Genomic DNA, 23,704 nt, shown 5'->3' with positions numbered 1-23,704 from the left:
TCCCGATGAGCCCTCGTCAGAAGTGTGGCCCGCCATGCCGTCAGACCGCCGAACGGCCGCCTCGGACCCCCCTCCGGAACCCCGGAGTCCACCCCTTCGGGGACTCGGACGGCGCGTTGGGCACCCTCCCCGCGCGACCCCAAATAGCGTCCAGTAGGGTTTGGTCCGCATAAACATCCAAACCCCTGCCCGCGGCCGGGGCGGCGACCGACCAGCGAGACGGACGGCCGTGGCCGACCAACGCGGGCCGAGACTCTCGGGAAGGCGCTACGTGAGTCCCAACGGCTCCGACCGCTCGTCGCGGCGCCCGATGCGGCGGAAGCTGCCGCAGGTGCTGACTGCGGGCCTGATCCTGGCGACAGCCACGGGCTGCTCGTACAACTGGGAAGACTTCCCTCGCCTCGGCATGCCCACCCCCGTCACGGAAGAGGCGCCTCGGATCCTCTCCCTGTGGCAGGGCTCCTGGGCCGCCGCCCTCATCACGGGCATCCTGGTGTGGGGCCTGATCCTCTGGGCCACCATCTTCCACCGGCGCAGCCGGACCAAGGTCGAGGTACCTCCGCAGACCCGTTACAACATGCCCATCGAGGCGCTGTACACGGTCACTCCGCTCATCATCGTCTCGGTGCTCTTCTACTTCACCGCGCGCGACGAGTCGAAGCTCCTCGAGCTCACCCCGAAGCCGCCCCACACGGTCAACGTGGTCGGCTACCAGTGGAGCTGGGGCTTCAACTACGTCGAGAACGTGCCCGGTGTTCAGGGTGACGCCAAGACGGACAAGAACCTCGCCTCGCTCCCGGACAAGTTCATCGCGGACTTCCCGGAGAACGCCGGCGGTGTCTACGACGCGGGCATCCCGGGCGACCGGAACCCGCAGACCGGCAACCCGGGTCCGACCCTGTGGCTGCCCAAGGGCGAGAAGGTCAGGTTCGTCCTGTCCTCCCGTGACGTCATCCACTCCTTCTGGGTGGTCCCCTTCCTCATGAAGCAGGACGTCATCCCGGGTCACACCAACGCCTTCGAGGTCATCCCGACGCAGGAAGGCACCTTCCTCGGCAAGTGCGCCGAGCTGTGCGGTGTCGACCACTCCCGGATGCTCTTCAACGTGAAGGTGGTCTCTCCGGAGCGCTACCAGGCGCACCTGAAGGAGCTGGCCGAGAAGGGGCAGACCGGCTACATCCCGTCTGGCATCGAGCAGACGGACCCGGCCAGGAATGCGGAGAAGCACCAACTGTGAGCATCCACAACGAAACCCAGGCCGCCGCAGCTGAGGACTCGTACGAGAACGAGCTGCCCGTACGGCGCAAGCAGCCCGGCAACGTCGTGATCAAGTGGCTGACCACCACCGATCACAAGACGATCGGCACGATGTATCTGGTCACCTCGTTCGTCTTCTTCATCATCGGCGGACTCATGGCGCTCTTCATGCGCGCCGAGCTGGCCCGGCCGGGTACGCAGATCATGTCGAACGAGCAGTTCAACCAGGCGTTCACGATGCACGGCACGATCATGCTGCTGATGTTCGCGACGCCGCTGTTCGCCGGATTCGCGAACTGGATCATGCCGCTGCAGATCGGCGCGCCCGACGTGGCGTTCCCGCGGCTGAACATGTTCGCCTACTGGCTGTACCTCTTCGGCTCGATCATCGCGGTGGCCGGCTTCCTCACCCCGCAGGGTGCGGCCGACTTCGGCTGGTTCGCCTACTCCCCGCTGTCGGACGCCGTCCGCTCGCCGGGTGTCGGCGCCGACATGTGGATCATGGGTCTGGCCTTCTCCGGCTTCGGCACGATCCTCGGTTCGGTCAACTTCATCACCACGATCATCTGCATGCGCGCTCCGGGCATGACGATGTTCCGTATGCCGATCTTCACCTGGAACGTTCTGCTGACCGGTGTCCTGGTCCTGCTCGCCTTCCCGGTCCTGGCGGCCGCGCTGTTCGCCCTGGAGGCGGACCGCAAGTTCGGTGCCCACGTCTTCGACGCCTCCAACGGCGGCGCGTTGCTGTGGCAACACCTCTTCTGGTTCTTCGGACACCCAGAGGTGTACATCATCGCCTTGCCCTTCTTCGGCATCATCTCCGAGGTCATCCCGGTCTTCAGCCGCAAGCCGATGTTCGGCTACATCGGTCTGGTGGCCGCGACCATCGCGATCGCCGGTCTGTCCGTGACCGTGTGGGCGCACCACATGTACGTCACCGGTGGCGTGCTCCTCCCGTTCTTCTCCTTCATGACGTTCCTCATCGCCGTACCGACCGGCGTGAAGTTCTTCAACTGGATCGGAACGATGTGGAAGGGCTCACTGTCCTTCGAGACCCCGATGCTCTGGGCCGTCGGCTTCCTGATCACCTTCACCTTCGGTGGTCTGACCGGCGTCATCCTGGCCTCGCCCCCGATGGACTTCCATGTCTCGGACTCGTACTTCGTCGTGGCGCACTTCCACTACGTCATCTTCGGCACCGTCGTCTTCGCGATGTTCTCCGGCTTCCACTTCTGGTGGCCGAAGTTCACCGGCAAGATGCTCGACGAGCGCCTCGGCAAGATGACGTTCTGGACGCTGTTCGTGGGCTTCCACGGCACGTTCCTGGTGCAGCACTGGCTCGGTGCCGAGGGCATGCCGCGTCGTTACGCGGACTACCTCGACGCCGACGGCTTCACCACGCTGAACACGATCTCGACGATCTCCTCGTTCCTGCTCGGCCTGTCGATGCTTCCGTTCCTGTACAACGTCTGGAAGACCGCCAAGTACGGCAAGAAGATCGAGGTCGACGACCCGTGGGGCTACGGCCGTTCGCTCGAGTGGGCGACGTCCTGCCCGCCGCCGCGGCACAACTTCCTCACCCTGCCGCGGATCCGTTCGGAATCCCCGGCGTTCGACCTGCACCACCCTGAGATCGCCGCTCTCGACCAGCTCGAGAACAAGCCGCACGAGGCCGCGGCCCTGACGGGCAGCAAGGAGGCCGGCAAGTGAAGATCCAGGGCAAGATGTTCATCTGGCTGAGCGTCTTCATCCTTGCCATGGCGGTCCTGTACGGCGTCTGGTCCAAGGAGCCGGTCGGCACGACGGCGCTCTTCCTGGCCTTCGGCCTGTCCATCATGATCGGCTACTACCTGGCCTTCACGGCCAAGCGTGTCGACGCGATGGCGCAGGACGACAAGGAGGCCGACGTCGCGGACGAGGCCGGTGAAGTGGGCTTCTTCGCCCCGCACAGCTGGCAGCCGCTCTCGCTGGCCGTCGGCGGTGCGCTCGCCTTCCTCTCCATCGCGATGGGCTGGTGGATCCTGTACTTCTCGTTCCCGCTGATCCTCGTCGGCCTGTTCGGCTGGGTCTTCGAGTTCTACCGCGGTGAGAACCAGAACCAGTAGCGGTACCCCGCTCCGCACCGGAGCACACCGAGGGGCCCGGACACTTCGTCACCGAAGTGTCCGGGCCCCTCTTTTGCAGCACTCGGCGCGCTGCCCGCGAGGATTGTCCTTAGCGTGAAGTCATGAACGACACGCCGCGCATTCGGACTGTTCTGAGCTGCACTCTTCTGGCCGTCACCGTCACCGCGGGCGCCACCGCGTGCGCGGGCTCCGACGGACACCCGCTGTCGGAGAAGGCCTACGACGCGTCGGACCAGCTCGCCGTCAGCGCCCCCGTCGACGGCGCCAAGGCGGACCCCGAGAAGCCCCTGGAGATCACCGCCAAGGGCGACGACGGCCGGATCACCGACGTCACCGCCATCGACGCCTCCGGGCACCACCTCGCCGGCGAACTCACCGCGGACGGGCAGCGCTGGCGCTCCACGGCCGCGCTGGCGGCCGGCACCCGCTACACGGTCCGGGTGGCCACCGAGGACGAGGACGGCGCTCCAGGCGCCCGTACGTTCACTTTCGAGACGGCTCCCGCCAAACGGGCCCTGACCGTGACGTTCGGCCCCGAGGCGGGCACGTACGGCGTCGGACAGCCCATCACGGCGGACCTCAGCCTCCCCGTCAAGGACCGGGCGGCCCGCGCGGTCGTCGAACGGGCCCTCAAGGTCCGCTCCACGCCCGCCGTCGAGGGCGCCTGGTACTGGGTGGACGACAAGAAGCTGCACTTCCGTCCGGAGGAGTACTGGCCGGCCGGGGCGCTCGTCACGGTCACCGGCAACCTGGACGGCCTCAAGGTCGGCGACAAGCTCTACGGCGGCGCCTCCAAGCCGCTCCGGCTGAAGATCGGCGACCGGATCGAGGCCGTCGCGGACGCCGAGTCCCACCAGATGACCGTGAAGCGCAACGGAGAAGTGATCAACACCATTCCGGTGACCACCGGCAAGCCCGGCTTCTCCACCCGCAACGGCATCAAGGTCGTGCTCGGCAAGGAGTACTACGTCCGGATGCGGGGCACCAGCATCGGCATCGCGGAGGGCAGCTCCGACTCGTACGACCTGCCCGTGTACTACGCCACCCGGGTCACCTGGAGCGGCGAGTACGTCCACGCCGCGCCCTGGTCCGTGGGCTCGCAGGGCGTGGAGAACGTCAGCCACGGCTGTGTCGGCATGTCGACGGAGAACGCGGCCTGGTTCTACGAGACCGTCCGCCCCGGGGACGTCGTCCGCGTCGTCAACAGCATCGGCGACACGATGGACACCTTCGGCAACGGCTTCGGCGACTGGAACATGCCGTGGGACAAGTGGCGTACGGGCAGCGCCCTGGTGGAGGCCGCCGGAAACCCGGTGACCCCCACCGAGAAGGCCCGCCTGAGGCCCTCGATCTGACCGGGGCCCGTCCGGCCCCGATCAGCGGGCCGGGCGCCGGCCCGCCCGTCCTGGACGGCTCAGGCGTCGATCGACAGGCGCGAGCGCAGCAGGGACGCCAGGGACGCCGCGAACTCGACCGGTTCCACCGGAAGGGTCACCGCGGCGTCCGCGCGGCTCCAGGTGGCCAGCCAGGCGTCCTGCGGGCGTCCGATGAGCAGCAGCACCGGCGGGCAGCGGAAGACCTCGTCCTTGATCTGCCGGCAGACCCCCATGCCTCCGGCGGGCACCGCCTCGCCGTCGAGCACGCACACGTCGATCCCGCCCTCGTCCAGGCGCTTGAGCACCGCGGGCAGCGTCGCGCACTCCACGAACTCGACCGGGGGAACGTCGGCCGCGGGCCTGCGTCCGGCGGCGAGCCGCACCTGCGCGCGGGTGTTCGCGTCGTCGCTGTAGACCAGGACCGTGGCACTCGACTGCATCGTTCCTCCGTGGGGAAGTCCGTGGGAAGGTCGTCGATCGATGCGCCGGATGCTACTCCGGTCCACACCCCGTCAACACCCGTTCAGCACCTGTTCGAACGGTGTCCGGTGGCCTCCGCGCTGGGCCGTTCGGGCTGGACACGCCCCCCTGACACTCCGAACGGCACCCCCCGGAGTGAGGGCGGGATAAGCGACCGACATAATGTCGGTCGTGGCGACAGTAACGACAGTAGAAACAGGGCACGCGCACCCGTCGGTCAATCGACCGAACCTCACCAGCGTCGGAACCATCATCTGGTTGAGTTCCGAGCTGATGTTCTTCGCGGCCCTCTTCGCGATGTACTTCACCCTGCGATCGGTGATGGGTGCCGAGTTCTGGGCAGAACAGGCCTCGGCCTTGAACTTCCCGTTCTCGGCGACCAACACCACGGTCCTGGTGCTCTCCTCTCTCACCTGCCAGCTCGGCGTCTTCGCCGCGGAGCGGGGCGACGTGAAGAAGCTCCGGACGTGGTTCATCATCACGTTCGTGATGGGTTCCATCTTCATCGGCGGCCAGGTCTTCGAGTACACCGAGCTGGTCAAGAAGGACGGCCTCTCGCTGTCCTCGGACCCGTACGGCTCCGTGTTCTACCTGACCACCGGCTTCCACGGCCTGCACGTGACGGGCGGTCTCATCGCCTTCCTGCTGGTCCTCGGCCGGACGTACGCCGCCAAGAGGTTCACTCACGAGCAGGCAACCGCCGCCATCGTCGTGTCCTACTACTGGCACTTCGTCGATGTCGTCTGGATCGGCCTCTTCGCCACGATCTACATGATCAAGTAATCGGCTCCGCCTCCACGGCGGACCGAGACATCCAGCAAGCATCGACGCAGAAGATCCTGACACCGGGGTAATCCGTGAAAAAGCTCTCCGCACGACGACGCCATCCGCTGGCGGCGGTCGTCGTCCTACTTCTCGCGCTGGCGGCCACTGGGGGGCTGTACGCCGCGTTCGCACCCGCGGGCACGGCGAAGGCCGATGAAACCGCCCAGTCCCTCGCCATCGAGGAGGGCAAGAAGCTCTACTCCGTCGGCTGCGCCAGCTGCCACGGAACCGGGGGTCAGGGCACCTCTGACGGCCCGTCCCTCGTCGGCGTCGGTTCGGCCGCGGTCGACTTCCAGGTCGGCACCGGCCGTATGCCGGCCCAGCAGCCGGGCGCCCAGGTCCCGAAGAAGAAGGTCATCTACTCGCAGGCTCAGATCGATCAGCTTGCGGCGTACGTCGCCTCTCTCGGTGCGGGCGCGATCACGCCGACCGAGGGCCAGTACAGCCCTGACGGTGCCGACATCGCCAAGGGTGGCGAGCTGTTCCGCACCAACTGTGCCCAGTGCCACAACTTCACCGGTGAGGGTGGCGCGCTGACCTACGGCAAGTACGCCCCGAGCCTCGAGGGCGTGGACCCGAAGCACCTCTACGAGGCCATGCAGACCGGCCCGCAGAACATGCCCTCCTTCCCGGACACGACCATGCCGGAGAAGGAGAAGAAGGACATCATCGCGTACGTCCAGGCCGTCAACAGCGACACGTCCGAGACCCCGGGCGGTTTCAAGCTCGGTGGCCTCGGCCCCGTCAGCGAAGGCCTGTTCGCCTGGGTCTTCGGCCTGGGCGCGCTGATCGCAGTTGCCATCTGGGTCGCGGCCCACACCGCTAAGGCCAAGAAGTCATGAGTAGCCAAGAGATTCCAGAAGAGACCCTGCCGGCAGGGCAGGACACCGCGCACGGCGCGGTGACGGTCGCCGACGACCCGTTCGCCGACCCGGGCCTCCCGCCCCACAAGCCCCGCATCCAGGACATCGACGAGCGGGCCGCCCGGCGGTCCGAGCGCGCGGTCGCCTTCATGTTCACGCTGTCGATGCTGGCCACCGTCGGCTTCATCGCCTCGTACGTGATCTTCCCGGTCGACAAGATCGTGTACATCTGGCCCTTCGGCCACGTGTCCGCGCTCAACTTCGCCCTGGGTCTGACCCTCGGTGCCGCCCTCTTCTTCATCGGCGCGGGCGCGGTCCACTGGGCCCGCACCCTGATGTCCGACGTCGAGGTCGCCGACGAGCGTCACCCGATGGCGGCGTCGCCCGAGGTCAAGGCGAAGGTCATGGCGGACTTCGCGGCCGGTGCCGCGGAGTCGGGCATGGGCCGCCGCAAGCTCATCCGCAACACGATGTTCGGCGCGCTGTCGCTCGTACCGCTCTCCGGCATCGTGCTGCTGCGTGACATGGGCCCGCTGCCCGAGAAGAAGCTCCGGACCACGCTGTGGACCAAGGGGCTCCAGCTCATCAACATGAACACGCACGAGCCGCTGCGTCCCGAGGACGTCGCGGTCGGCTCGCTGACCTTCGCGATGCCCGAGGGCCTCTCGGAGCACGACGAGCACTTCCAGACCGAGATCGCCAAGGCCGCCCTGATGATCGTCCGGATCCAGCCGGAGGACATCAAGGACAAGCGCGAGCTCGAGTGGTCGCACCAGGGCATCGTCGCGTTCTCGAAGATCTGCACCCACGTGGGCTGCCCGATCTCCCTGTACGAGCAGCAGACGCACCACGTGCTCTGCCCGTGCCACCAGTCCACCTTCGACCTCTCCGACGGCGCCCGCGTCATCTTCGGCCCGGCCGGTCACGCCCTTCCGCAGCTGCGGATCGGCGTGAACGACAAGGGCTTCCTCGAGGCGCTCAGCGACTTCGACGAGCCCGTCGGTCCGGCATTCTGGGAGCGCGGATGAGCACCGTGACCAACACGCAGAAGAAGGCACCCGCCGGTGAGCGGGTCGCGGACTGGGCCGACGGCCGGCTGGGGATCTACACGCTGGCCAAGGCCAACATGCGGAAGATCTTCCCGGACCACTGGTCCTTCATGCTGGGCGAGGTCTGCCTCTACAGCTTCCTCATCATCATCCTGACGGGCGTCTATCTGACGATGTTCTTCCACCCGTCGATGAACGAGGTGGAGTACGTCGGACCGTACGTCCCGCTCCAGGGACAGCTGATGTCCGAGGCGTTCAACTCCACCATGCACATCTCGTTCGAGGTGCGCGGTGGTCTGCTGATCCGGCAGATCCACCACTGGGCGGCGCTGATCTTCCTCGCCGGCATGTTCGTGCACATGATGCGCGTGTTCTTCACCGGCGCGTTCCGCAAGCCGCGTGAGATCAACTGGCTGTTCGGTTTCCTGCTGTTCTTCCTGGGCATGTTCACCGGCTTCACCGGTTACTCGCTCCCGGACGACCTGCTCTCCGGCACCGGTGTCCGCTTCATGCAGGGCGCGATCCTGTCCGTGCCGGTCCTCGGCACGTACCTCTCGATGTTCCTGTTCGGCGGCGAGTTCCCCGGCGGCGACTTCGTCGCCCGGTTCTACTCGGCGCACGTGCTGCTGCTCCCCGGCATCATGCTGGGTCTCGTGGTCGCCCACCTCATCCTGGTGTTCGTCCACAAGCACACGCAGTTCGCCGGCCCCGGCCGGACGAACAAGAACGTCGTCGGCATGCCGCTGCTGCCCGTGTACATGGCGAAGGCCGGAGGCTTCTTCTTCCTGGTCTTCGGTGTCATCGCGGTCATCGCGGCGATCGCCTCGATCAACCCGATCTGGGCCATCGGCCCGTACCGCCCGGACCAGGTGTCCACCGGCGCCCAGCCCGACTGGTACATGGGCTTCGCCGAGGGTCTGATCCGCGTCATGCCGGGCTGGGAGATCAACCTGTGGGGCCACACGCTGGTCCTCGGCGTGATGATCCCGCTGGCGATCTTCCCGGCGGTCCTCGCGGCCATCGCGGTGTACCCGTTCATCGAGTCCTGGATCACCGGCGACAAGCGCGAGCACCACATCGCGCAGCGCCCGCGCAACGCTCCGACGCGCACCGCCTTCGGTGTCGCCTGGATCACCGCGTACATGATCATGCTCGTGGGTGGTGGAAACGACCTCTGGGCGACCCACTTCCACCTGTCGCTGAACTCGATCACCTGGTTCGTGCGGATCTTCTTCTTCGCCGGTCCGGTCATCGCCTTCGTCGCCACCAAGCGGATCTGCCTCGGCCTCCAGCGCCGCGACAAGGACAAGGTGCTGCACGGCCGCGAGTCCGGCATCATCAAGCGCCTGCCGCACGGTGAGTTCGTCGAGGTCCACGAGCCGCTCAGCCAGGGCGAGCTGCACCGCCTCACGGCGCACGAGCAGTACGACGCCGCGGAGCTTCCGCCGGCCGTCGACGAGAACGGCGTGGAGCGCAAGATCGGCCGCATGGAGAAGCTCCGGGTCAAGCTCAACAAGGGCTACTACGGCGACGACAGCCAGGTCGCCAAGCCCACGGTCGAGGAGTACAAGGAGATCCAGAGCGGCCACGGCCACCACTGATCACCTGACCTGAAGGTCGCCACGGCGAGAGCCCCGTCCATTCGATGGACGGGGCTCTTTGCCGTCCCCGGAGGTCGATAGGGTGGGACCGTATCCGTCACGTGATTCAGGAGCTGCCATGAGCGCTGCGACCCCCGCTGGAGGACCTACGTCGGCGGGCCGCTCCTGGCCCGTCCTGCTGAACGGGCTGCTCGACGGCAAGGACCTCTCCGCCGACGACACGGCCTGGGCGATGGACCTGATCATGAGCGGCGAGGCGACCGACGCGCAGATCGCCGGATTCATGGTGGCGCTGCGGGCCAAGGGCGAGACGGTGCAGGAGATCACCGGCCTCGTACGGACCATGTACGCGCACGCCAACGTGATCGAGGTGCCCGGTCCCGCCGTCGACATCGTCGGCACCGGCGGCGACGGCGCCAAGACGGTGAACATCTCCACGATGGCGTCGATCGTGGTCGCCGGCACGGGCACGAAGGTCGTCAAGCACGGCAACCGCGCCGCGTCCTCCGCCTCCGGCTCCTCCGACGTCCTGGAGAAGCTCGGCATCAACCTGAACCTGACCCCGCAGCGGGTCGTCGAGGTCGCCGAGGAAGCCGGCATCACCATCTGCTTCGCCGTGAAGTTCCACCCCTCGCTGCGGCACGTCGCCGCGGCCCGCGGCCAGCTGGGCATCCGGACCACCTTCAACGTCCTCGGCCCGCTGACCAACCCGGCCCAGGTGAAGGCGCAGGCCGTCGGCGTCGCCGATCCGCGCATGGCGCCGATCGTCGCCGGGGTCCTCGCCGAGCGCGGCAACTCCGCCCTGGTCTTCCGCGGCGACGACGGCCTGGACGAGCTGACGACCACCGCCACCTCCCGGGTCTGGGTGGTCCGGGACGGCGCCGTCACCGAGGAGCGCTTCGACCCGCGGGACGTCGGCATCGAGCTCGTCCCCCTGGAGGCGCTGCGCGGCGCCGACGCCTCGTACAACGCCGACGTGGCCCGCCGGCTGCTCGCGGGGGAGACCGGTCCGGTACGGGACGCGGTGCTGCTCAACGCGGCGGCGGCGCTCACCGCCCTGGAGCCCGGCACGGGCACCCTGGCGGAGCAGCTGGGCGCGGGCATCGCGAAGGCGGCCGAGTCGATCGACTCCGGTGCGGCCCGCCGGTCCCTGGAGCGGTGGATCGCCGCCAGCAACGCGTAACCCGTCTGCCGTACGACCCCGGTCCACCATGCGGACCGGGGTCTTGCACTTCGGCGATCATGTGGCAGGATGCTCTACAGGTCACGAGTGACAGCGTTTTGGCCCCGGCTTGCTGTCCGGCAACCCTCCTTCCGTGGCGGGGTGCCCCGGGTGATGACCAGGCCGTAGGCAGCGAGGTCTACGGCAAGCGCGGATCCCTCGAACACCAGGGGTCCTGGTCAGTCGAGGAGCTTTTTCCGTGAGCAAGCGAATGCGATAGGGCGAGTCCGCCCCTACTTCACCCTCGGAACAGGGTCCCTTCCGCGTACCCGCATACCCGTGCGCGCCCCCGTCGTCTCCGAGGCATCACCCGTACCCCGCCGTACCCGGCCGCGTACGGGATTCACCGAAGCCATTCCGCACCGCCCGCCGGGAGATACCGCCATGTCCGCACGCCCGAACACCGCCACCGTCGACACCGCCGCCGCCGAGTCCGCCGACCCCTGCTGCGCCGCCCCGCTGCCGGTCCTCGGCCGGGACGTCACCGTCCCGCTCGTCACCGGCGGCGAGGTGAGCTACGCGGCGCTCGACTACGCGGCCAGCGCGCCGGCCCTCCAGCGGGTCTGGGACGACGTCGCCGCGTACGCCCCCTACTACGGCAGCGTCCACCGCGGCGCCGGGTACCTCTCCCAGCTCTCCACCGACCTCTTCGAGAACAGCCGCGCCACCGTCGCCGAGTTCCTCGACTGCCGCCCCGGCGACCAGGTCGTCTTCACCCGCTCCACCACCGACTCGCTCAACCTGCTGGCCGCCGTCGTCCCCGCCGACTGCCAGGTCTTCGTCTTCGAGACCGAGCACCACGCCTCGCTGCTGCCCTGGAAGGACGCCCGGGTCACCTACCTCAACGCCCCGCGCACCCCGGCCCAGGCAGTCGCGACCCTGGAGCGCGCCCTCGCCGACCGTGACCCCTACGGTCCCGCGCTGGTCTGCGTCACCGGCGCCTCCAACGTCACCGGCGAGCTGTGGCCGGTGAAGGAGCTGGCCGCCGCCGCGCACGCGCACGGCGCCCGGATCGTGCTCGACGCCGCCCAGCTCGCGCCCCACCACCCGGTCTCGGTAAGGGAGTTGGACGTGGACTGGGTCGCCTTCTCCGGGCACAAGCTGTACGCGCCCTTCGGCTCCGGCGTCCTCGCCGGCCGCGCCGACTGGCTCCAGGACTCCGAGCCCTACCTCGCGGGCGGCGGCGCCTCCCGCAAGGTGGCCCGCCGGGCCGACGGCGGTGTGGACGTGGAGTGGCACACCACCGCGGCCCGGCACGAAGCCGGTTCGCCGAACGTCATCGGCGTCTACTCGATCGCCTCCGCCTGCAAGGCGCTCACCGAGGCCGGCTTCGACTCCCTCGTCGCCCGCGAGCAGCACCTGATCACCACGGTCCGCGAGGGCCTGGCCGAGGTGCCCGAGGTGCGCGTGCTCTCGCTCTTCGGCGACGACGCGCCCCGCGTGGGCGTCATCTCCTTCGTCGTGGAGGGCTGGAACAGCTCCCACTTCGCCGCCGCGCTCTCCGCCGAGTACGGCATCGGCGTCCGCGACGGTCTCTTCTGCGCCCACCCGCTGGTCCGCACCCTGCTCGGCAGCGACCCGCAGGACCCGGGCGAGTGCGGCGCCCCCGAGGCGGCGCCGGGGGAGAGGTCGCTGAACGCCATCCGGGTGAGCTTCGGCGCCGGTACGCCGGACGAGCACGTGGAGCGGTTCGTCGGCGCCGTGAAGGAGCTCGTGAGGGACGGCGCGCAGTGGAAGTACCGCACCGAGGACGGCCGCTGCGTCCCGGACCGCGGCTGATCAGTCACTCGTACGGGTGAAGGGGGCCTCCCGACCGGGAGGCCCCCTTCAGTCGTGCCGCGTGCGCGGTGTCAGGACTCCAGACCGATGGCGAAGGCCGCCTCCAGGTCGTGCTGGGAGTACGTGCGGAAGGCGACGTGCGTGTCCGTGGCCTCCACGCCGGGGATCTTGCTGATCCGTCCGGGGATCACGTCCGCCAGGTCGTCGTGGCGCGGCACCCGGACCATGGCGATCAGGTCGTACGTACCGGTGACCGAGAAGACCTCGCTGACGCTGTCGAGCGCGGCGATCGACTCGGCGATCTCGGGGATGCGGTCCACGCTGGTCTTGATGAGCACGATCGCGGTGATCACGGCTGGCTTTCTCCCTCGGTCGCCGCGGCTTGGGCTTTCACTCTATCCCCACCGCGGAAGCGCCCCCAGGCGTAGAGGAAGCCGACGGAGAAGCCCACGACATGGGCCAGATAGGCGACGCCGGGCCCCGCGCCCGCCGCCCGCGCGGCCAGCCACTGCAGCGTGAACCAGAAGATCAGCACGATCCAGGCGGGGAAGCGCAGCGGCAGGAAGAACAGGAAGGGGAAGAGGCTGGTGACCCGGGAGCGCGGGAAGAGGAAGAGGAAGGCCCCGAGCACCGCGGAGATCGCCCCGGACGCCCCGACCAGGGTCTGCTCGCTGTCCGCGTGCGCCACCGCGTACCCGAGCAGGGCCACGTAGCCGGTCCCCAGATAGAAGAGGCAGAACTCGACCGGACCCATGCGCTCCTCGGCCATCGCGCCGAAGACGTACAGGAACAGCATGTTGCCGAGCAGGTGGAGCCAGCTGCCGTGGACGAAGAGCGCGGTCAGCGGGGTGAGCAGGGCGCGCGGCTCGCCGCTCATGAGCTCGGCGGGCACCACGCCCCAGCGGCGGAAGTAGGCGCCCTGGGCGGCCAGGAGCTCGTCGCCCGTGCCGTACACCGGATTGAGTCCGGCGACCGGGCCGATCACGAAGAGGAGGCAGCAGGCGGCGATCAGTCCGTACGTCACCGTGGGCCCGCTGCGGGTGCCGCGCCAGGCACCGAGGACCACGCCTCGCCAGTCGATCATGGACAGATCATGGCGTACCGGGGCCGAAGTGGACAGAGTGCCTCGCCGTGCCTCGCCCTCCCCGGGAGGCCGTAGGGTTACGGGCACCACCGACCGCAGTTCGACGGCGCACCGCGGCTCCCGCACCTGGTACCACGCAACAGGAAGAAGGACGGCACGATGACGACGGTTCCCCTGCCGACCGCCGAGACCCGCTGGCGCTGCACGCTCTGCGGCAATCTGACCCGCTTCGACGTGACCCGCTCGTCCAAGGTCGTGGAGTACGTCCATCTGGACCTCGCCGGAGACCCGACGGTCGAGGAGCGGCAGGTGGTCAGTGAGACCATCGAGTCGGTCCGCTGCCGCTGGTGCAACGCGGTGGACCAGATCGAACTGGTGGACAGGCCGGGCGCCGCCTCCTGAGGGACGGCGCGGACGACATAGGGGTGACGGATCGTGGAGCAGCCCGCGCACGGTGGTGAGCCGGCCGGCGCGGCAGGTGACGCTGCCGAGACGCTCGACCACCCGCTGCCTGAAGGCGTACGGCGGCGGGTCGTCGCGCTGGTCGCGGACGCCTTCGGCGGGCTCACCGTCGCGGAGCTGCCCGCGCCCCTGCGGCAGTACGCCCGCTTCACCGCGAGCCGGCGGGCCAAGTTCGCCGGCAACGCGATGGCCGCCGCCCTGGAGAGCGACCCGCTCTTCCGGCAGCGGATCGGCGAACGGTTCAAGCAGGGCCAGCCCGAGCTGGCCGGAGCCGTGGAGACCGGCGCCCCGCCCGCGGCCGCCGACCCCGTCGACGTGGCGGCGGCCGCCTATGTGCTGCGCCCGCCCGGCTGGGTCAAGCTCGTCGCCGCCGCCGGCGAGGAGGCCCAGCGGGCCGACGCCGAGCGGGCCGACGAGGCCGGCCGGCGCGAGCTGGAGCAGCTGCGCGAGGAGCTCGCCGCCGCCCGGGACCGCACCCGGGGCGAGAACGAGCAGTTGCGGCACGACCTCGACGCCGCCCGCAAGGAAGCCGAATCGCTTCACCGCAAGCTGCGCAGCGCCCAGAGCGACGTCAAGCGCGGCGAGGCGGCGCTGCGCAAGGTGCACGGCGAGATCGAGGCCGCGCGGGCGGAGTCGGCGGCCCAGGTGTCGGCCGCCGAGAGCGAGACCCGGCGGCTCCGGGCCCGGCTCGGCGAGGTCGAGGCGGCCCTGGAGGCGAGCCGCAGGACCGCCCGCGAGGGCCGCTCGGTGGAGGACATGCGGCTGCGGCTGCTCCTCGACACGGTCCTCGACGCGGCGCAGGGGCTGCGGCGCGAACTCGCGCTGCCGCCCGTCTCGGTGCACCCGGCGGACACCGTGGACGCCGTGGAGCCGGGGCGGATGTCCCCGAAGGACATCGCGGCGCGGGCCCTCTCCGAGACGGACCCGGCGCTGCTCGACCAGCTGCTGGCGCTGCCGCAGGCGCATCTGGTCGTCGACGGCTACAACGTCACCAAGACCGGCTATCCGACGATGCCGCTGGAGAAGCAGCGGCTGCGGCTCCTCGGCAGCCTCTCGGCGCTGGCGGCCCGCTCGGGCGCCGAGGTCACCTGCGTCTTCGACGGGGCGGAGCTGGCGGCCCCGGTGCTGCTCGCGCCGCCGCGCGGGGTGCGGGTGCTGTTCTCCAAGCCCGGCGTCACGGCGGACGAGTTGATCCGTCAGCTGGTCCGGGCCGAGCCGCCGGGGCGGCCGGTCGTGGTGGTCTCCACCGACCGCGAGGTTGCCGACGGTGTCGCGAAGGCGGGGGCGCGGCCGGTGGCGTCCGCCTTGTTGCTGAAGCGGCTTTCGCGCCTCTCGTGACGCATCGCAACTCCTGGGTGTTATGCCCGAATTCTGGATGGCGCACCGTCAAGTGCTCATCACTGCCCGTGCGGTGTATGTAAATAAAGTGGTGGGTGGGCGAGATTTTTGCCAGCGGGATTTGAACTGATCACAACTTGGTCACTAGGGTCGGGCTTCGAACCTTCGCGCGGTTGATCACCCATCCGGGGTGGCGGCGGAGGAACCGCCTGCCCCTTACCGGTTGGGCGGCTCTGAGGAAGAAGGAGCTCGCCTTCGTGGCGTCCCACCGTCGACCCAAGCAGCCGAGCCGCACCCGTGTGACCGTGCTCACCGTGACCGCGGCCGCCGCCGTCGCACTCACCGCCCAGTCCGGCGCGCAGGCGGCCCCCGCCAAGCCCAAGATCGACGAGGTCAAGTCGAAGGTCGACGCGCTCCACCACGAGGCCGAGGAGGCCACGGAGCAGTACAACCTCGCCGAGGAGCGCCGCGGCAAGCTCCAGAAGGAGATCAGCAACCTTCAGGACAAGGTGGCCCGCGGTCAGCAGGAGCTCAACACCCTGCGCGACCAGATCGGTTCGGTCGCCAGCGCCCAGTACCGCTCCGGCGGCATCGACCCGGCGCTCCAGCTCTTCCTCTCCGCCGACCCGGACACCTACCTCGACAAGGCGTCCGCGATCGACCAGTTGAGCGCCCAGCAGGCCGACGTGCTCACGTCGATCCAGGCCAAGCAGCGGACCCTCGCCCAGGAGCGGGCCGAGGCCTCCACGAAGCTGGCCGACCTCGAGGACGTCCGCAAGACCCTCGGCGCCAAGAAGAAGAAGTTCCAGGGCAAGCTCGCCGAGGCGCAGAAGCTGCTCAACACCCTCACCGCCCAAGAGCGCGCCAGGATGCAGGAGCAGGAGCAGCGTGCGAGCCGCTCCGCCGGCGAGCGCGTGAACCTGGGCAACGAGGCCCCGGCCTCGCAGCTCGGCGCCGCCGCCCTCTCCGCAGCCGCCACCCAGCTCGGCAAGCCGTACGTCTCCGGTGCCGAGGGCCCCAACGCGTACGACTGCTCGGGCCTGACCCAGTGGTCCTACCGCCAGGCCGGCGCCACGCTCACCCGCACCACCTACACCCAGCAGAACGACGGCGTGAAGATCGGCCGCAGCCAGCTCAAGCCGGGCGACCTGGTCTTCTTCAACAACCTGTCGCACGTCGCTCTGTACGCGGGCAACAACACGATCCTGCACGCCCCGAAGCCGGGCGCCGTGGTCCGCTACGAGTCCATGGACTACATGGGCACCTTCCAGTTCGGCGTCCGCATCTGACGCACGCCGACCCGCTGCGCCATGCCGCCCAATCGGGTGGTTCGCGGCGACCCGCACTGACCTGACGCCCCGCCGGTGACCTGTGTTCTCCGGCGGGGCGTCACTTTGTGTGCCCGTCGCCTTCGTTGGACGAGGACTGATCAGCGGCTACTGTCTGCCGCGCCAGTCTGCGTCGAGCCGAACGGAGCGCGATTCGTGGCGTCCCACCGCCGACCCGCCCGGGTCACCGTCCTCACCGCCGCCGCCGCGGCCACCGCGGCCGCGTCCCTCGGGGCCGTCCCCGCGAGCGCCGACCCCGGGACCACGCCCGCGGCCACCCGCGCCACGGTCGACCGCCTCTTCGAGGAGGCCGAGAAGGCCACCGAGGGCTACAACCGGGCGGACGAGAAGGCGGACGCGCTGCGCCGGACGGTCTCCCAGGCGCAGGACAGCCTCGCCCGGGGCCAGGAGCACATCAACCGCATGCGGGGCGTGCTCGGTTCGGTCGCCGGGGCGCAGTACCGCTCCGGCGGCATCGACCCCGCCCTCGCCCTGCTGCTCTCCTCCGACCCGGACACCTATCTGGACCGCGCCTCCGCCCTCGACCGGGTCACCGCCCGCCAGGGCGCCGCGCTCGGCGAACTCCTGCGCGCGCAGCGCGGCCTGAACCAGAAGCGGAGCGAGGCCCGCACGGCCCTCGCCGAACTGGAGCAGAGCCGGGCCGAGGTCGCCCGCCACAAGCGCACCGTCGAGCGGAAGCTCGCCGAGGCCCGCCGCCTGCTCGCCTCCCTCACCGTCGAGGAGCGCGCCGACTACGACCGCGCCTCCCGCACCGGTGAGCGCGCCGACGGGCCCGCCGAGGAGCTGCCGCCGCTCGCCGACCTCGGCCCCTCGCGGGCCGCCGCCGCGGTGATCGCCGCCCGCAGCGCGATCGGCAAGCCGTACGTGTGGGGGGCGACCGGACCCTCGGCCTTCGACTGCTCGGGCCTGATGGTCTGGTCGTACCGGCAGGCCGGGATCAGCCTGCCGCGCACCTCCTCGGCGCAGCGGTACGCGGGCCGGCAGGTGCCGCTCTCGCAGGCGCAGCCGGGCGACCTCGTCACGTACCGCGGCGACGCCAGCCATGTGGCGATCTACGCCGGGAACGGCCAGGTCATCCACGCCCCCTATCCGGGCGCGCGGGTCCGCTACGACCCGGTGAACATGATGTCCCACGTCACCGTCACCCGCGTCTGAGACCGCCCCCGTACGATCGGGGGCGTGGCGGTTCGGCGGAGTGGAGCGGTGCGCGGTGTGGCGGCGGGGCTGCTGGCCGCGGTGCTGACCCTCGGCGGATGCGCGGCCCCCGAGCCGGCCGGCCCGGCGACCGGGGAGATCCAGGGCCTGCTCGACCGGCACGCGGCGGCGCTGCTCGACCGGGACGAGGCCGGCTACCTCGCCGCCCTCGACCCCGCGCTCGCGCCGGCCGCGCGCACCGAGTTCGACCGGCTCGCGAAGATCCCGCTGGGCGGCTGGCACTACCGGATCACCGGCGTCGACCGGACCGGTGAGGGCCGGGTCACCGCCAGGGCCGAGCTCGGCTACCGGATCAAGGGCTACGACTCCGGGCCCGCCACCACCGAGCGGGTCCTCGACCTCGCCGAGCGGGACGGCCGCTGGTACGTGACCGGCGACCGCGCCGCCGACGGCGCCCCGCAGCAGCTGTGGCAGCAGGGCGAGGTCACGACGGTGACCGGCCGGCGCAGCCTCGTCCTGGGTGTGGGGCAGAGCCGGGAGCGGCTGCGGGAGATCGCGACGGCGGCGGACCGGGCGGTGCCCGCGGTCGGGGAGGCCTGGCGCGGTGACTGGGCGGGCCGGATCGTGGTCCTGGTGCCCGGGTCGATCGAGGCGATGGGACGGCTCCTCGGCGGGCCTGCCGCCTCCTACCGGGGCATCGCGGCCGTCACCACCGGCCGGACCGGGGGCGGTCCGACGGCGCCCGCGGACCGGGTGATCGTGAACCCGGACGCCTACGCGACGCTCGGCGCGTTCGGCCGGCAGCTGGTCCTCACCCACGAGACCACCCATGTCGCGACCCGCGTCCAGACCACGAAGGCCACCCCGGTCTGGCTCTCCGAGGGCTTCGCCGACTGGGTCGCCTACCGGGGCACCGAAGGCACCGCCGCGCAGGCCGCGCCCGAGCTGCGCCGCGCGGTCCAGGCGAGCGAGCTCCCGGCCGAGCTCCCCGACGACCAGGCCTTCGCCTTCGGCAGCGACGCGGAGGCCCTGGCCAGGGCGTACGAGGGCGGCTGGCTGGCCTGCGAGCTGATCGCGGACCGCTGGGGCGCGGAGAGGCTGACCGCGTTCTACCGGGCGGTGGGCGCGCATCCCGCCCGGGCGGGCGCGGTGGAGAAGGCGCTCCGGGAGGTCCTCGACACCACGCCGGAGCAGTTCACCGCCGACTGGCGGTCGTATCTGACCGAGCGGCTCGGCTAGGGCCGTTCCGCGGGGATCAGGGGCGGACGGAGCCTAGCTCTCCAGCCGTTCGATCGTCTCCGCCAGCCAGGCCTTCTCCTCCGTGCCCGTCGCGCGGGCGATCCGCAGCATCCCCTGGCGGAAGAGGTCGGGCTCCCGCTCGGCGGTGACCGGGGTCCCGGCCTCGTAGAAGAAGCTGGCCGGGGTGAGCAGGAACTCCTGGCGGCGGCGGAGGACGGCCGCCTGGTCCGCGCGGTCGGGGAGTTGCCCCAGGAAGGCGAGCAGGGTGAAGAAGCGCTGGCCGTCGGTGATCTCGGCGTCCTTGGGGGTGCGCAGCCGGGCGAGGAGCTCCCGGCGGCCCTCGGGGGTGAGCGAGAGCGTGCGGCGCGGGGCCGCGCTCGCGCCCGGCTCCGTACGGCTGTCGATCAGGCCGCTCTTCACCAGGCGGGTGATGGCCGGGTAGAGGGCGCCGTCGCTGACCGGGCGGACGTGGCCGCTCAGGCCCTGGATGCGTTCCTTCAGCTCGTAGCCGTGCAGCGGCTTCTCGTACAGGAAGCCCAGGATCGACAGTTCCAGCACCGGGCACCTCTCCTTCGGGCTTCGGCGGGACCGCTTGTCGGGGGACCGCCCGTCATGCTACCTCTTTCCGAGGTGCCTCTATTCGAGGTACCTCGGAAAGAGGGGGTCCCTTCGTATGTCCTCGCACCGCCGCACACTCGTCCGGCTCGCCTGCCCGGTCTATCTCGAACTCCTCGCCGGAGTCGCCGCCGGCATCATCAACATGGTCTGGGTCGCCCGCCTCGGCGGGGACGCCGTCGCCGCCGTCGCCGTCGCGAGCAACGTCGAGAACCTCCTCCTGGGCGTCGTCCTCATGGCCGGCTCCGGCACCACCGTGCTCGTCGCCCGCGCCCGCGGCGCCGACGACCCCGGCGCCGTCCGCGCCGCCGTCCGCGGCGGCACCGCCCTCTGCGCCCTGCTCGTGCCGCCCGTCGCCCTCGGCGGCTACCTGCTGCGCGAGCCGCTCGCCGCCCTTCTGCTCGGCGGCTCCGGCCAACCCGCCCACGCCCTGGCCACCGCCTACTTCGCGATCTCGCTCCCCGGCACGGCCGTCTTCTTCGCCACGAACGTCCTCGACGGAGTCCTCAAGGGCGCCGGCGACACCCGCACCCCCATGCGGCTCGCCTTCCTCGCCAACGGACTGATCCTCGTCCTCGACCCGCTGCTCATCCACGCGTACGGGGTGCCGGGCGCCGCCCTCGCCACCGTCACCGGCCGGAGCGTCGCCCTCGCCGCCGGACTCCTCGCCCTGCGCCGCGACCCGCTCCTCAAGGCCGCGCGGGCGGCCCGGGCGGCCCTGCCCACGACCGCCGCGCTGCGCCGTACCGCCGCCACCGGACTGCCCATGTCCGTCGACTTCGCGGTCCGGATGGCCGGGGCCCTCGCGCTCGTCTCCGTCGTCGCCCGGATCGGCGTCACCGAGATCGCCGCCTACGGCATCGCCACCAAGGCCATGTACGTGGCGACCATGGCCTTCTACGCCGTCCGGCAGGCCGCCGCCATCCACAGCGCCCACCTCCTCGGCACCGGCCGGGACGAACGCCGGGCCGTCGGCCGGCAGGCCCTCCTCCTCGCCGGCGTCCTCGGCGCGAGCGCCGCCGGGCTGCTGTTCCTGGGCGCCGGACCCGTCATGCGGGCCTTCGGCGCCGAGCCCGCGGTGGCGGAGGCGGGCGCGCTCTTCCTGCGCTGCCTCGGCCCCTACCTGCTGCTCATGGCCGGGTACATCGCGCTCGCCGGGGTCTTCGAGGGCACCGGGGCGAGCCCGTACCTCGCCCGGATCACCGTCGCGGGCGTCCTCGTCCAGCTCCCGCTCGCGTACGCCCTCTCAGGCGCGGGCCTCGGTCTCGGCGGGATCTGCCTGGCCATGGCCCTCGCGATGGGGGCCCAGTGCGCGGCGCTGGCCCTGCTGCACCGCCGTACGATCACCGCCCCCGGGGAGTCTCAGCGGGAGCCGGACAGGCTCTTCTCGCGCTCCGGCTGAGTCGCCTGCGCGGGGATCCTCACGCCCGTGGCGAGACGCGGCTCCGTCACCGTGTGCTGCCACAGGATCCGGCAGGCGATGACGGTGGCGGCGATCAGCAGACCGTTCCGCGTGAACAGCACCGCCATGCCCAGCGGATCGCTCCGCGTCACGTGCGAGAACCACACCGGGAACTCGAACTGCGTCACCGCCGTCGCCCACAGCACCAGGTGCGCCGGCCGCCGCATCCGGCTCGACCGGTAGGCGAGGCACAGCGCGGCCAGACCCACCAGCCACAGCATGTACTGCGGGGAGAGCACCCGGCTCGTCGTCGTGAACAGCAGCACCGCCACGAAGGCCGCGTCCGCCGGCGTCGACGACACGAAGCGGCGCGCCCGGATCCGCCACACCAGCAGCCAGCCGAAGGCGGCGACCGTGAGCACCATCGCGGCCGTCGAGACCGTGGACACGTACGGCCCGAGGAACTCGATCGAGCCGTAGTTCATCCGTGCCTCGCCCTCCCAGCCGAAGTGCCGGACGACGTGGAAGACTATCGAGCCCAGCGACTCGACCTCCGTGCCCCGGTCGCGCTGGAAGCCGAGGAAGGACAGCGCCCCCGGCATCCACAGCACGCAGAACACCAGCACCGCGGCCGCCGCGCCCACCGCCGTCGACCAGGAGCGGAAGGTCGCCCGCCCCTTCGGGGTGCCCGCGAGGACCAGCACCGGCCACACCTTCAGGACCGCGCCGAAACCGGCCAGCGCGCCGAGCACGCGCGGGCTGCGGCCCGCCGCGAGCAGCCCCGCCACCGCGACGGCGGTCACCATCACGTCGTACCGGGCGTACGCCGTCGGGCCGAGCAGCGGGACGCCCGCGAGCCAGAACCAGGCGCCGCGGGGCGAGCGGCCCGCACGGCGGCCCGTGTGGAGGAGCAGCCCGAAGACCAGCGCGTCGCAGAGGAAGGCGAGGACGAAGAAGGCCGACGCGTAGCCGAGGAACGGCAGCAGGCCGGGGGCCAGGATGGCGAAGGCCGCGGCCGGCGGGTACTGCCAGGTGACGTCGTCCAGCGGGTACGTGCCCGTCCGCAGGACCTCGTACCAGCCCTGGTAGATGTCCGAGACGTCGAAGGTGATGTCCGGTCCGGGGATCACCACGATCTTGAAGACGCACAGCAGAAGGATCACCCGGGTGAGACCCCAGAGGCCGAGCGGAAGCCGCAGGCTCGTGCGTGACCCGTTCCCCACCGCACCCGTCGTCACTGTCGCGTCCCTGTCCTGTCGGCCCGCGGTAGCGGGGCAGCCGTGTTGCCGGGCGGTGGATGCGATCGCGTACTGTCGGCCACGATGCACAAGACCCTGATCGTAACCAACGACTTCCCGCCGCGTCCCGGCGGAATCCAGGCCTTCCTGCACAACATGGCACTCCGCCTGGATCCCGACCGGATCGTGGTCTACGCCTCCACGTGGAAGCGCAGCCGCGAAGGGATCGAGGCGACGGCCGCGTTCGACGCCGAACAGCCTTTCACGGTCGTCCGGGATCGCACCACCATGCTGCTGCCCACTCCTCGGGTCACCGCCCGCGCCACCGCGCTGCTCCGCGAGCACGGCTGCGAGTCCGTGTGGTTCGGCGCGGCCGCGCCGCTCGGCCTGATGGCCCCCGCGCTGCGCCGGGCCGGCGCTCGGCGGCTCGTCGCCACCACCCACGGGCACGAGGCGGGCTGGGCCCAGCTCCCCGCCGCCCGGCAGCTCCTGAGCCGCATCGGCGAGGGCACGGACACGATCACCTACCTCGGCGAGTACACCAGGTCCCGGATCGCGACGGCCCTCACCCCGGCCGCCGCCGGCCGCATGGTCCAGCTCCCGCCCGGCGTCGACGAGAAGACCTTCCACCCCGACTCCGGCGGCACCGAGGTCCGCGCCCGCCTCGGGCTCAGCGATCGCCCCGTCGTCGTCTGCGTCTCCCGGCTCGTGCCCCGCAAGGGGCAGGACACCCTGATCCGGGCCATGCCCGAGATCCTCCGCCGGGTCCCGGACGCCGTCCTCCTGATCGTCGGCGGCGGACCGTACGAGAAGGACCTGCACCGCCTCGCCGCCGAGACCGGCGTGGCCGGATCCGTACGCTTCACCGGCGCCGTCCCCTGGTCCGAGCTGCCCGCCCACTACGGGGCCGGCGACGTCTTCGCGATGCCCTGCCGCACCCGGCGCGGCGGCCTCGACGTCGAGGGCCTCGGCATCGTCTACCTGGAGGCCTCCGCCACCGGCCTCCCCGTCGTCGCCGGCGACTCCGGCGGCGCCCCCGACGCCGTCCTCGAGGGCGAGACGGGCTGGGTCGTCCGCGGCGAGTCCGCCGAGGACACCGCCGACCGCGTCGCGGCCCTCCTCCTCGACCCGGAGCTCCGTGCCCGCATGGGCGAGCGGGGCCGGGCCTGGGTCGAGGAGAGATGGCGCTGGGACCTGCTCGCGGAGCGGCTGCGCGAGCTGCTCTGACACACGGTGTACGAAGG

General features: G+C 70.7%; 22 protein-coding genes and 1 riboswitch. Of the genes, 17 read left to right on the top strand and 5 right to left on the bottom strand.

Going from position 1 to position 23,704, the window contains the following annotated elements:
- The first annotated feature begins 271 nt into the window (after positions 1-271).
- The 4 genes from coxB to ACN9M0_RS09420 all read left to right on the top strand — a co-directional run bounded on the left by coxB (position 272) and on the right by ACN9M0_RS09420 (position 4,738).
- A complete protein-coding gene (coxB, locus tag ACN9M0_RS09435; protein WP_366040229.1) occupies positions 272-1,237 on the top strand; it encodes an aa3-type cytochrome oxidase subunit II in 966 nt (321 codons plus the stop codon).
- Positions 1,234-2,967, top strand: coding sequence for an aa3-type cytochrome oxidase subunit I (gene ctaD / locus ACN9M0_RS09430; RefSeq protein ID WP_366040228.1), 1,734 nt, complete (start codon positions 1,234-1,236; stop codon positions 2,965-2,967). Before coxB ends, ctaD begins: the two co-directional genes overlap by 4 nt.
- The gene (locus ACN9M0_RS09425) at positions 2,964-3,362 is read left to right on the top strand and encodes a cytochrome c oxidase subunit 4 (protein ID WP_366040227.1); all 399 of its coding nucleotides are present in this window, start codon (positions 2,964-2,966) and stop codon (positions 3,360-3,362) included. The genes ctaD and ACN9M0_RS09425 overlap by 4 nt, the downstream gene beginning before the upstream one ends.
- Positions 3,363-3,484: 122 nt before the next feature.
- Positions 3,485-4,738, top strand: coding sequence for a L,D-transpeptidase (locus ACN9M0_RS09420; RefSeq protein ID WP_366040226.1), 1,254 nt, complete (start codon positions 3,485-3,487; stop codon positions 4,736-4,738).
- A gap of 59 nt (positions 4,739-4,797) precedes the next feature.
- On the opposite strand, the gene ACN9M0_RS09415 is transcribed toward ACN9M0_RS09420, so the two are convergent.
- Complete coding sequence (locus ACN9M0_RS09415) at positions 4,798-5,199, bottom strand: hypothetical protein (RefSeq protein ID WP_381439412.1); 402 nt, start codon at positions 5,197-5,199, stop codon at positions 4,798-4,800.
- A gap of 202 nt (positions 5,200-5,401) precedes the next feature.
- On the opposite strand from ACN9M0_RS09415, the gene ACN9M0_RS09410 reads away from it, so the two are divergent.
- From ACN9M0_RS09410 to ACN9M0_RS09385, 6 genes are all read left to right on the top strand, one after another.
- Complete coding sequence (locus tag ACN9M0_RS09410; RefSeq protein ID WP_366040225.1) at positions 5,402-6,022, top strand: aa3-type cytochrome oxidase subunit III; 621 nt, start codon at positions 5,402-5,404, stop codon at positions 6,020-6,022.
- Positions 6,023-6,096: 74 nt separating this feature from the next.
- Positions 6,097-6,906: a cytochrome bc1 complex diheme cytochrome c subunit gene (locus ACN9M0_RS09405; protein WP_366040224.1), complete on the top strand. Its 810-nt coding sequence runs from the start codon at positions 6,097-6,099 to the stop codon at positions 6,904-6,906.
- On the top strand, positions 6,903-7,955 hold the full coding sequence (locus tag ACN9M0_RS09400) for a cytochrome bc1 complex Rieske iron-sulfur subunit (RefSeq protein WP_366040223.1): 1,053 nt from the start codon (positions 6,903-6,905) through the stop codon (positions 7,953-7,955). The genes ACN9M0_RS09405 and ACN9M0_RS09400 overlap by 4 nt, the downstream gene beginning before the upstream one ends.
- A complete protein-coding gene (locus ACN9M0_RS09395) occupies positions 7,952-9,577 on the top strand; it encodes a cytochrome bc1 complex cytochrome b subunit (RefSeq protein WP_366040222.1) in 1,626 nt (541 codons plus the stop codon). Before ACN9M0_RS09400 ends, ACN9M0_RS09395 begins: the two co-directional genes overlap by 4 nt.
- Before the next feature lie 118 nt (positions 9,578-9,695).
- Positions 9,696-10,760, top strand: a complete 1,065-nt coding sequence (gene trpD / locus ACN9M0_RS09390; protein WP_399696505.1) for an anthranilate phosphoribosyltransferase — start codon at positions 9,696-9,698, stop codon at positions 10,758-10,760.
- A gap of 79 nt (positions 10,761-10,839) precedes the next feature.
- Positions 10,840-10,956: riboswitch (SAM riboswitch) on the top strand.
- 227 nt (positions 10,957-11,183) lie between these two features.
- Positions 11,184-12,578, top strand: coding sequence for an aminotransferase class V-fold PLP-dependent enzyme (locus tag ACN9M0_RS09385; protein WP_366040220.1), 1,395 nt, complete (start codon positions 11,184-11,186; stop codon positions 12,576-12,578).
- A gap of 71 nt (positions 12,579-12,649) precedes the next feature.
- Here the strand turns inward: ACN9M0_RS09385 and ACN9M0_RS09380 are convergent, their stop codons facing one another.
- Together ACN9M0_RS09380 and ACN9M0_RS09375 are read right to left on the bottom strand one after the other, a co-directional pair.
- Complete coding sequence (locus tag ACN9M0_RS09380) at positions 12,650-12,931, bottom strand: Lrp/AsnC family transcriptional regulator (protein WP_017238849.1); 282 nt, start codon at positions 12,929-12,931, stop codon at positions 12,650-12,652.
- Positions 12,928-13,662: a rhomboid family intramembrane serine protease gene (locus tag ACN9M0_RS09375; RefSeq protein ID WP_366040219.1), complete on the bottom strand. Its 735-nt coding sequence runs from the start codon at positions 13,660-13,662 to the stop codon at positions 12,928-12,930. The genes ACN9M0_RS09380 and ACN9M0_RS09375 overlap by 4 nt, the downstream gene beginning before the upstream one ends.
- 159 nt (positions 13,663-13,821) lie before the next feature.
- On the opposite strand from ACN9M0_RS09375, the gene ACN9M0_RS09370 reads away from it, so the two are divergent.
- The 5 genes from ACN9M0_RS09370 (at position 13,822) to ACN9M0_RS09350 (ending at position 19,205) form a co-directional block, all read left to right on the top strand.
- Positions 13,822-14,064, top strand: coding sequence for a hypothetical protein (locus tag ACN9M0_RS09370; RefSeq protein ID WP_017238847.1), 243 nt, complete (start codon positions 13,822-13,824; stop codon positions 14,062-14,064).
- Positions 14,065-14,097: 33 nt separating this feature from the next.
- Positions 14,098-15,462, top strand: a complete 1,365-nt coding sequence (locus ACN9M0_RS09365) for an NYN domain-containing protein (protein ID WP_366040218.1) — start codon at positions 14,098-14,100, stop codon at positions 15,460-15,462.
- Positions 15,463-15,719: 257 nt separating this feature from the next.
- A complete protein-coding gene (locus tag ACN9M0_RS09360) occupies positions 15,720-16,751 on the top strand; it encodes an NlpC/P60 family protein (protein ID WP_366040217.1) in 1,032 nt (343 codons plus the stop codon).
- Between the two features lie 195 nt (positions 16,752-16,946).
- Positions 16,947-17,966: a C40 family peptidase gene (locus ACN9M0_RS09355; protein ID WP_366040216.1), complete on the top strand. Its 1,020-nt coding sequence runs from the start codon at positions 16,947-16,949 to the stop codon at positions 17,964-17,966.
- Positions 17,967-17,990: 24 nt separating this feature from the next.
- Positions 17,991-19,205, top strand: a complete 1,215-nt coding sequence (locus ACN9M0_RS09350; RefSeq protein WP_426403417.1) for a hypothetical protein — start codon at positions 17,991-17,993, stop codon at positions 19,203-19,205.
- Between the two features lie 33 nt (positions 19,206-19,238).
- Here the strand turns inward: ACN9M0_RS09350 and ACN9M0_RS09345 are convergent, their stop codons facing one another.
- A complete protein-coding gene (locus tag ACN9M0_RS09345; protein ID WP_366040214.1) occupies positions 19,239-19,763 on the bottom strand; it encodes a PadR family transcriptional regulator in 525 nt (174 codons plus the stop codon).
- A 115-nt stretch (positions 19,764-19,878) separates the two neighbouring features.
- On the opposite strand from ACN9M0_RS09345, the gene ACN9M0_RS09340 reads away from it, so the two are divergent.
- The gene (locus ACN9M0_RS09340) at positions 19,879-21,222 is read left to right on the top strand and encodes an MATE family efflux transporter (RefSeq protein WP_366040213.1); all 1,344 of its coding nucleotides are present in this window, start codon (positions 19,879-19,881) and stop codon (positions 21,220-21,222) included.
- Here the strand turns inward: ACN9M0_RS09340 and ACN9M0_RS09335 are convergent.
- Positions 21,183-22,445 (bottom strand): glycosyltransferase 87 family protein, encoded by a 1,263-nt coding sequence (locus ACN9M0_RS09335; RefSeq protein WP_426403416.1) that lies wholly within the window; start codon positions 22,443-22,445, stop codon positions 21,183-21,185. The two genes, ACN9M0_RS09340 and ACN9M0_RS09335, sit on opposite strands and share 40 nt — an antisense overlap.
- Before the next feature lie 99 nt (positions 22,446-22,544).
- Between ACN9M0_RS09335 and ACN9M0_RS09330 the strand changes: the two genes are divergently transcribed.
- A complete protein-coding gene (locus tag ACN9M0_RS09330; protein ID WP_366040211.1) occupies positions 22,545-23,687 on the top strand; it encodes a glycosyltransferase family 4 protein in 1,143 nt (380 codons plus the stop codon).
- Positions 23,688-23,704 lie beyond the last annotated feature (17 nt).

This window comes from Streptomyces sp. R-07 (assembly GCF_049913175.1).
Lineage (GTDB): Bacteria > Actinomycetota > Actinomycetes > Streptomycetales > Streptomycetaceae > Streptomyces.
The sequence above is the reverse complement of the archived record's forward strand: the minus strand, read 5'-3'. Positions and strand labels throughout refer to the sequence as shown.

Coding starts and splice junctions, on each gene's coding strand:
- ACN9M0_RS09420 (WP_366040226.1), top strand. CDS start 3,485: ATGAACGACACGCCGCGCATTCGGACTGTTCTGAGCTGCACTCTTCTG.
- ACN9M0_RS09415 (WP_381439412.1), bottom strand. CDS start 5,199: ATGCAGTCGAGTGCCACGGTCCTGGTCTACAGCGACGACGCGAACACC.
- ACN9M0_RS09410 (WP_366040225.1), top strand. CDS start 5,402: ATGTCGGTCGTGGCGACAGTAACGACAGTAGAAACAGGGCACGCGCAC.
- ACN9M0_RS09400 (WP_366040223.1), top strand. CDS start 6,903: ATGAGTAGCCAAGAGATTCCAGAAGAGACCCTGCCGGCAGGGCAGGAC.
- ACN9M0_RS09395 (WP_366040222.1), top strand. CDS start 7,952: ATGAGCACCGTGACCAACACGCAGAAGAAGGCACCCGCCGGTGAGCGG.
- trpD (WP_399696505.1), top strand. CDS start 9,696: ATGAGCGCTGCGACCCCCGCTGGAGGACCTACGTCGGCGGGCCGCTCC.
- ACN9M0_RS09385 (WP_366040220.1), top strand. CDS start 11,184: ATGTCCGCACGCCCGAACACCGCCACCGTCGACACCGCCGCCGCCGAG.
- ACN9M0_RS09375 (WP_366040219.1), bottom strand. CDS start 13,662: ATGATCGACTGGCGAGGCGTGGTCCTCGGTGCCTGGCGCGGCACCCGC.
- ACN9M0_RS09370 (WP_017238847.1), top strand. CDS start 13,822: ATGACGACGGTTCCCCTGCCGACCGCCGAGACCCGCTGGCGCTGCACG.
- ACN9M0_RS09340 (WP_366040213.1), top strand. CDS start 19,879: ATGTCCTCGCACCGCCGCACACTCGTCCGGCTCGCCTGCCCGGTCTAT.
- ACN9M0_RS09330 (WP_366040211.1), top strand. CDS start 22,545: ATGCACAAGACCCTGATCGTAACCAACGACTTCCCGCCGCGTCCCGGC.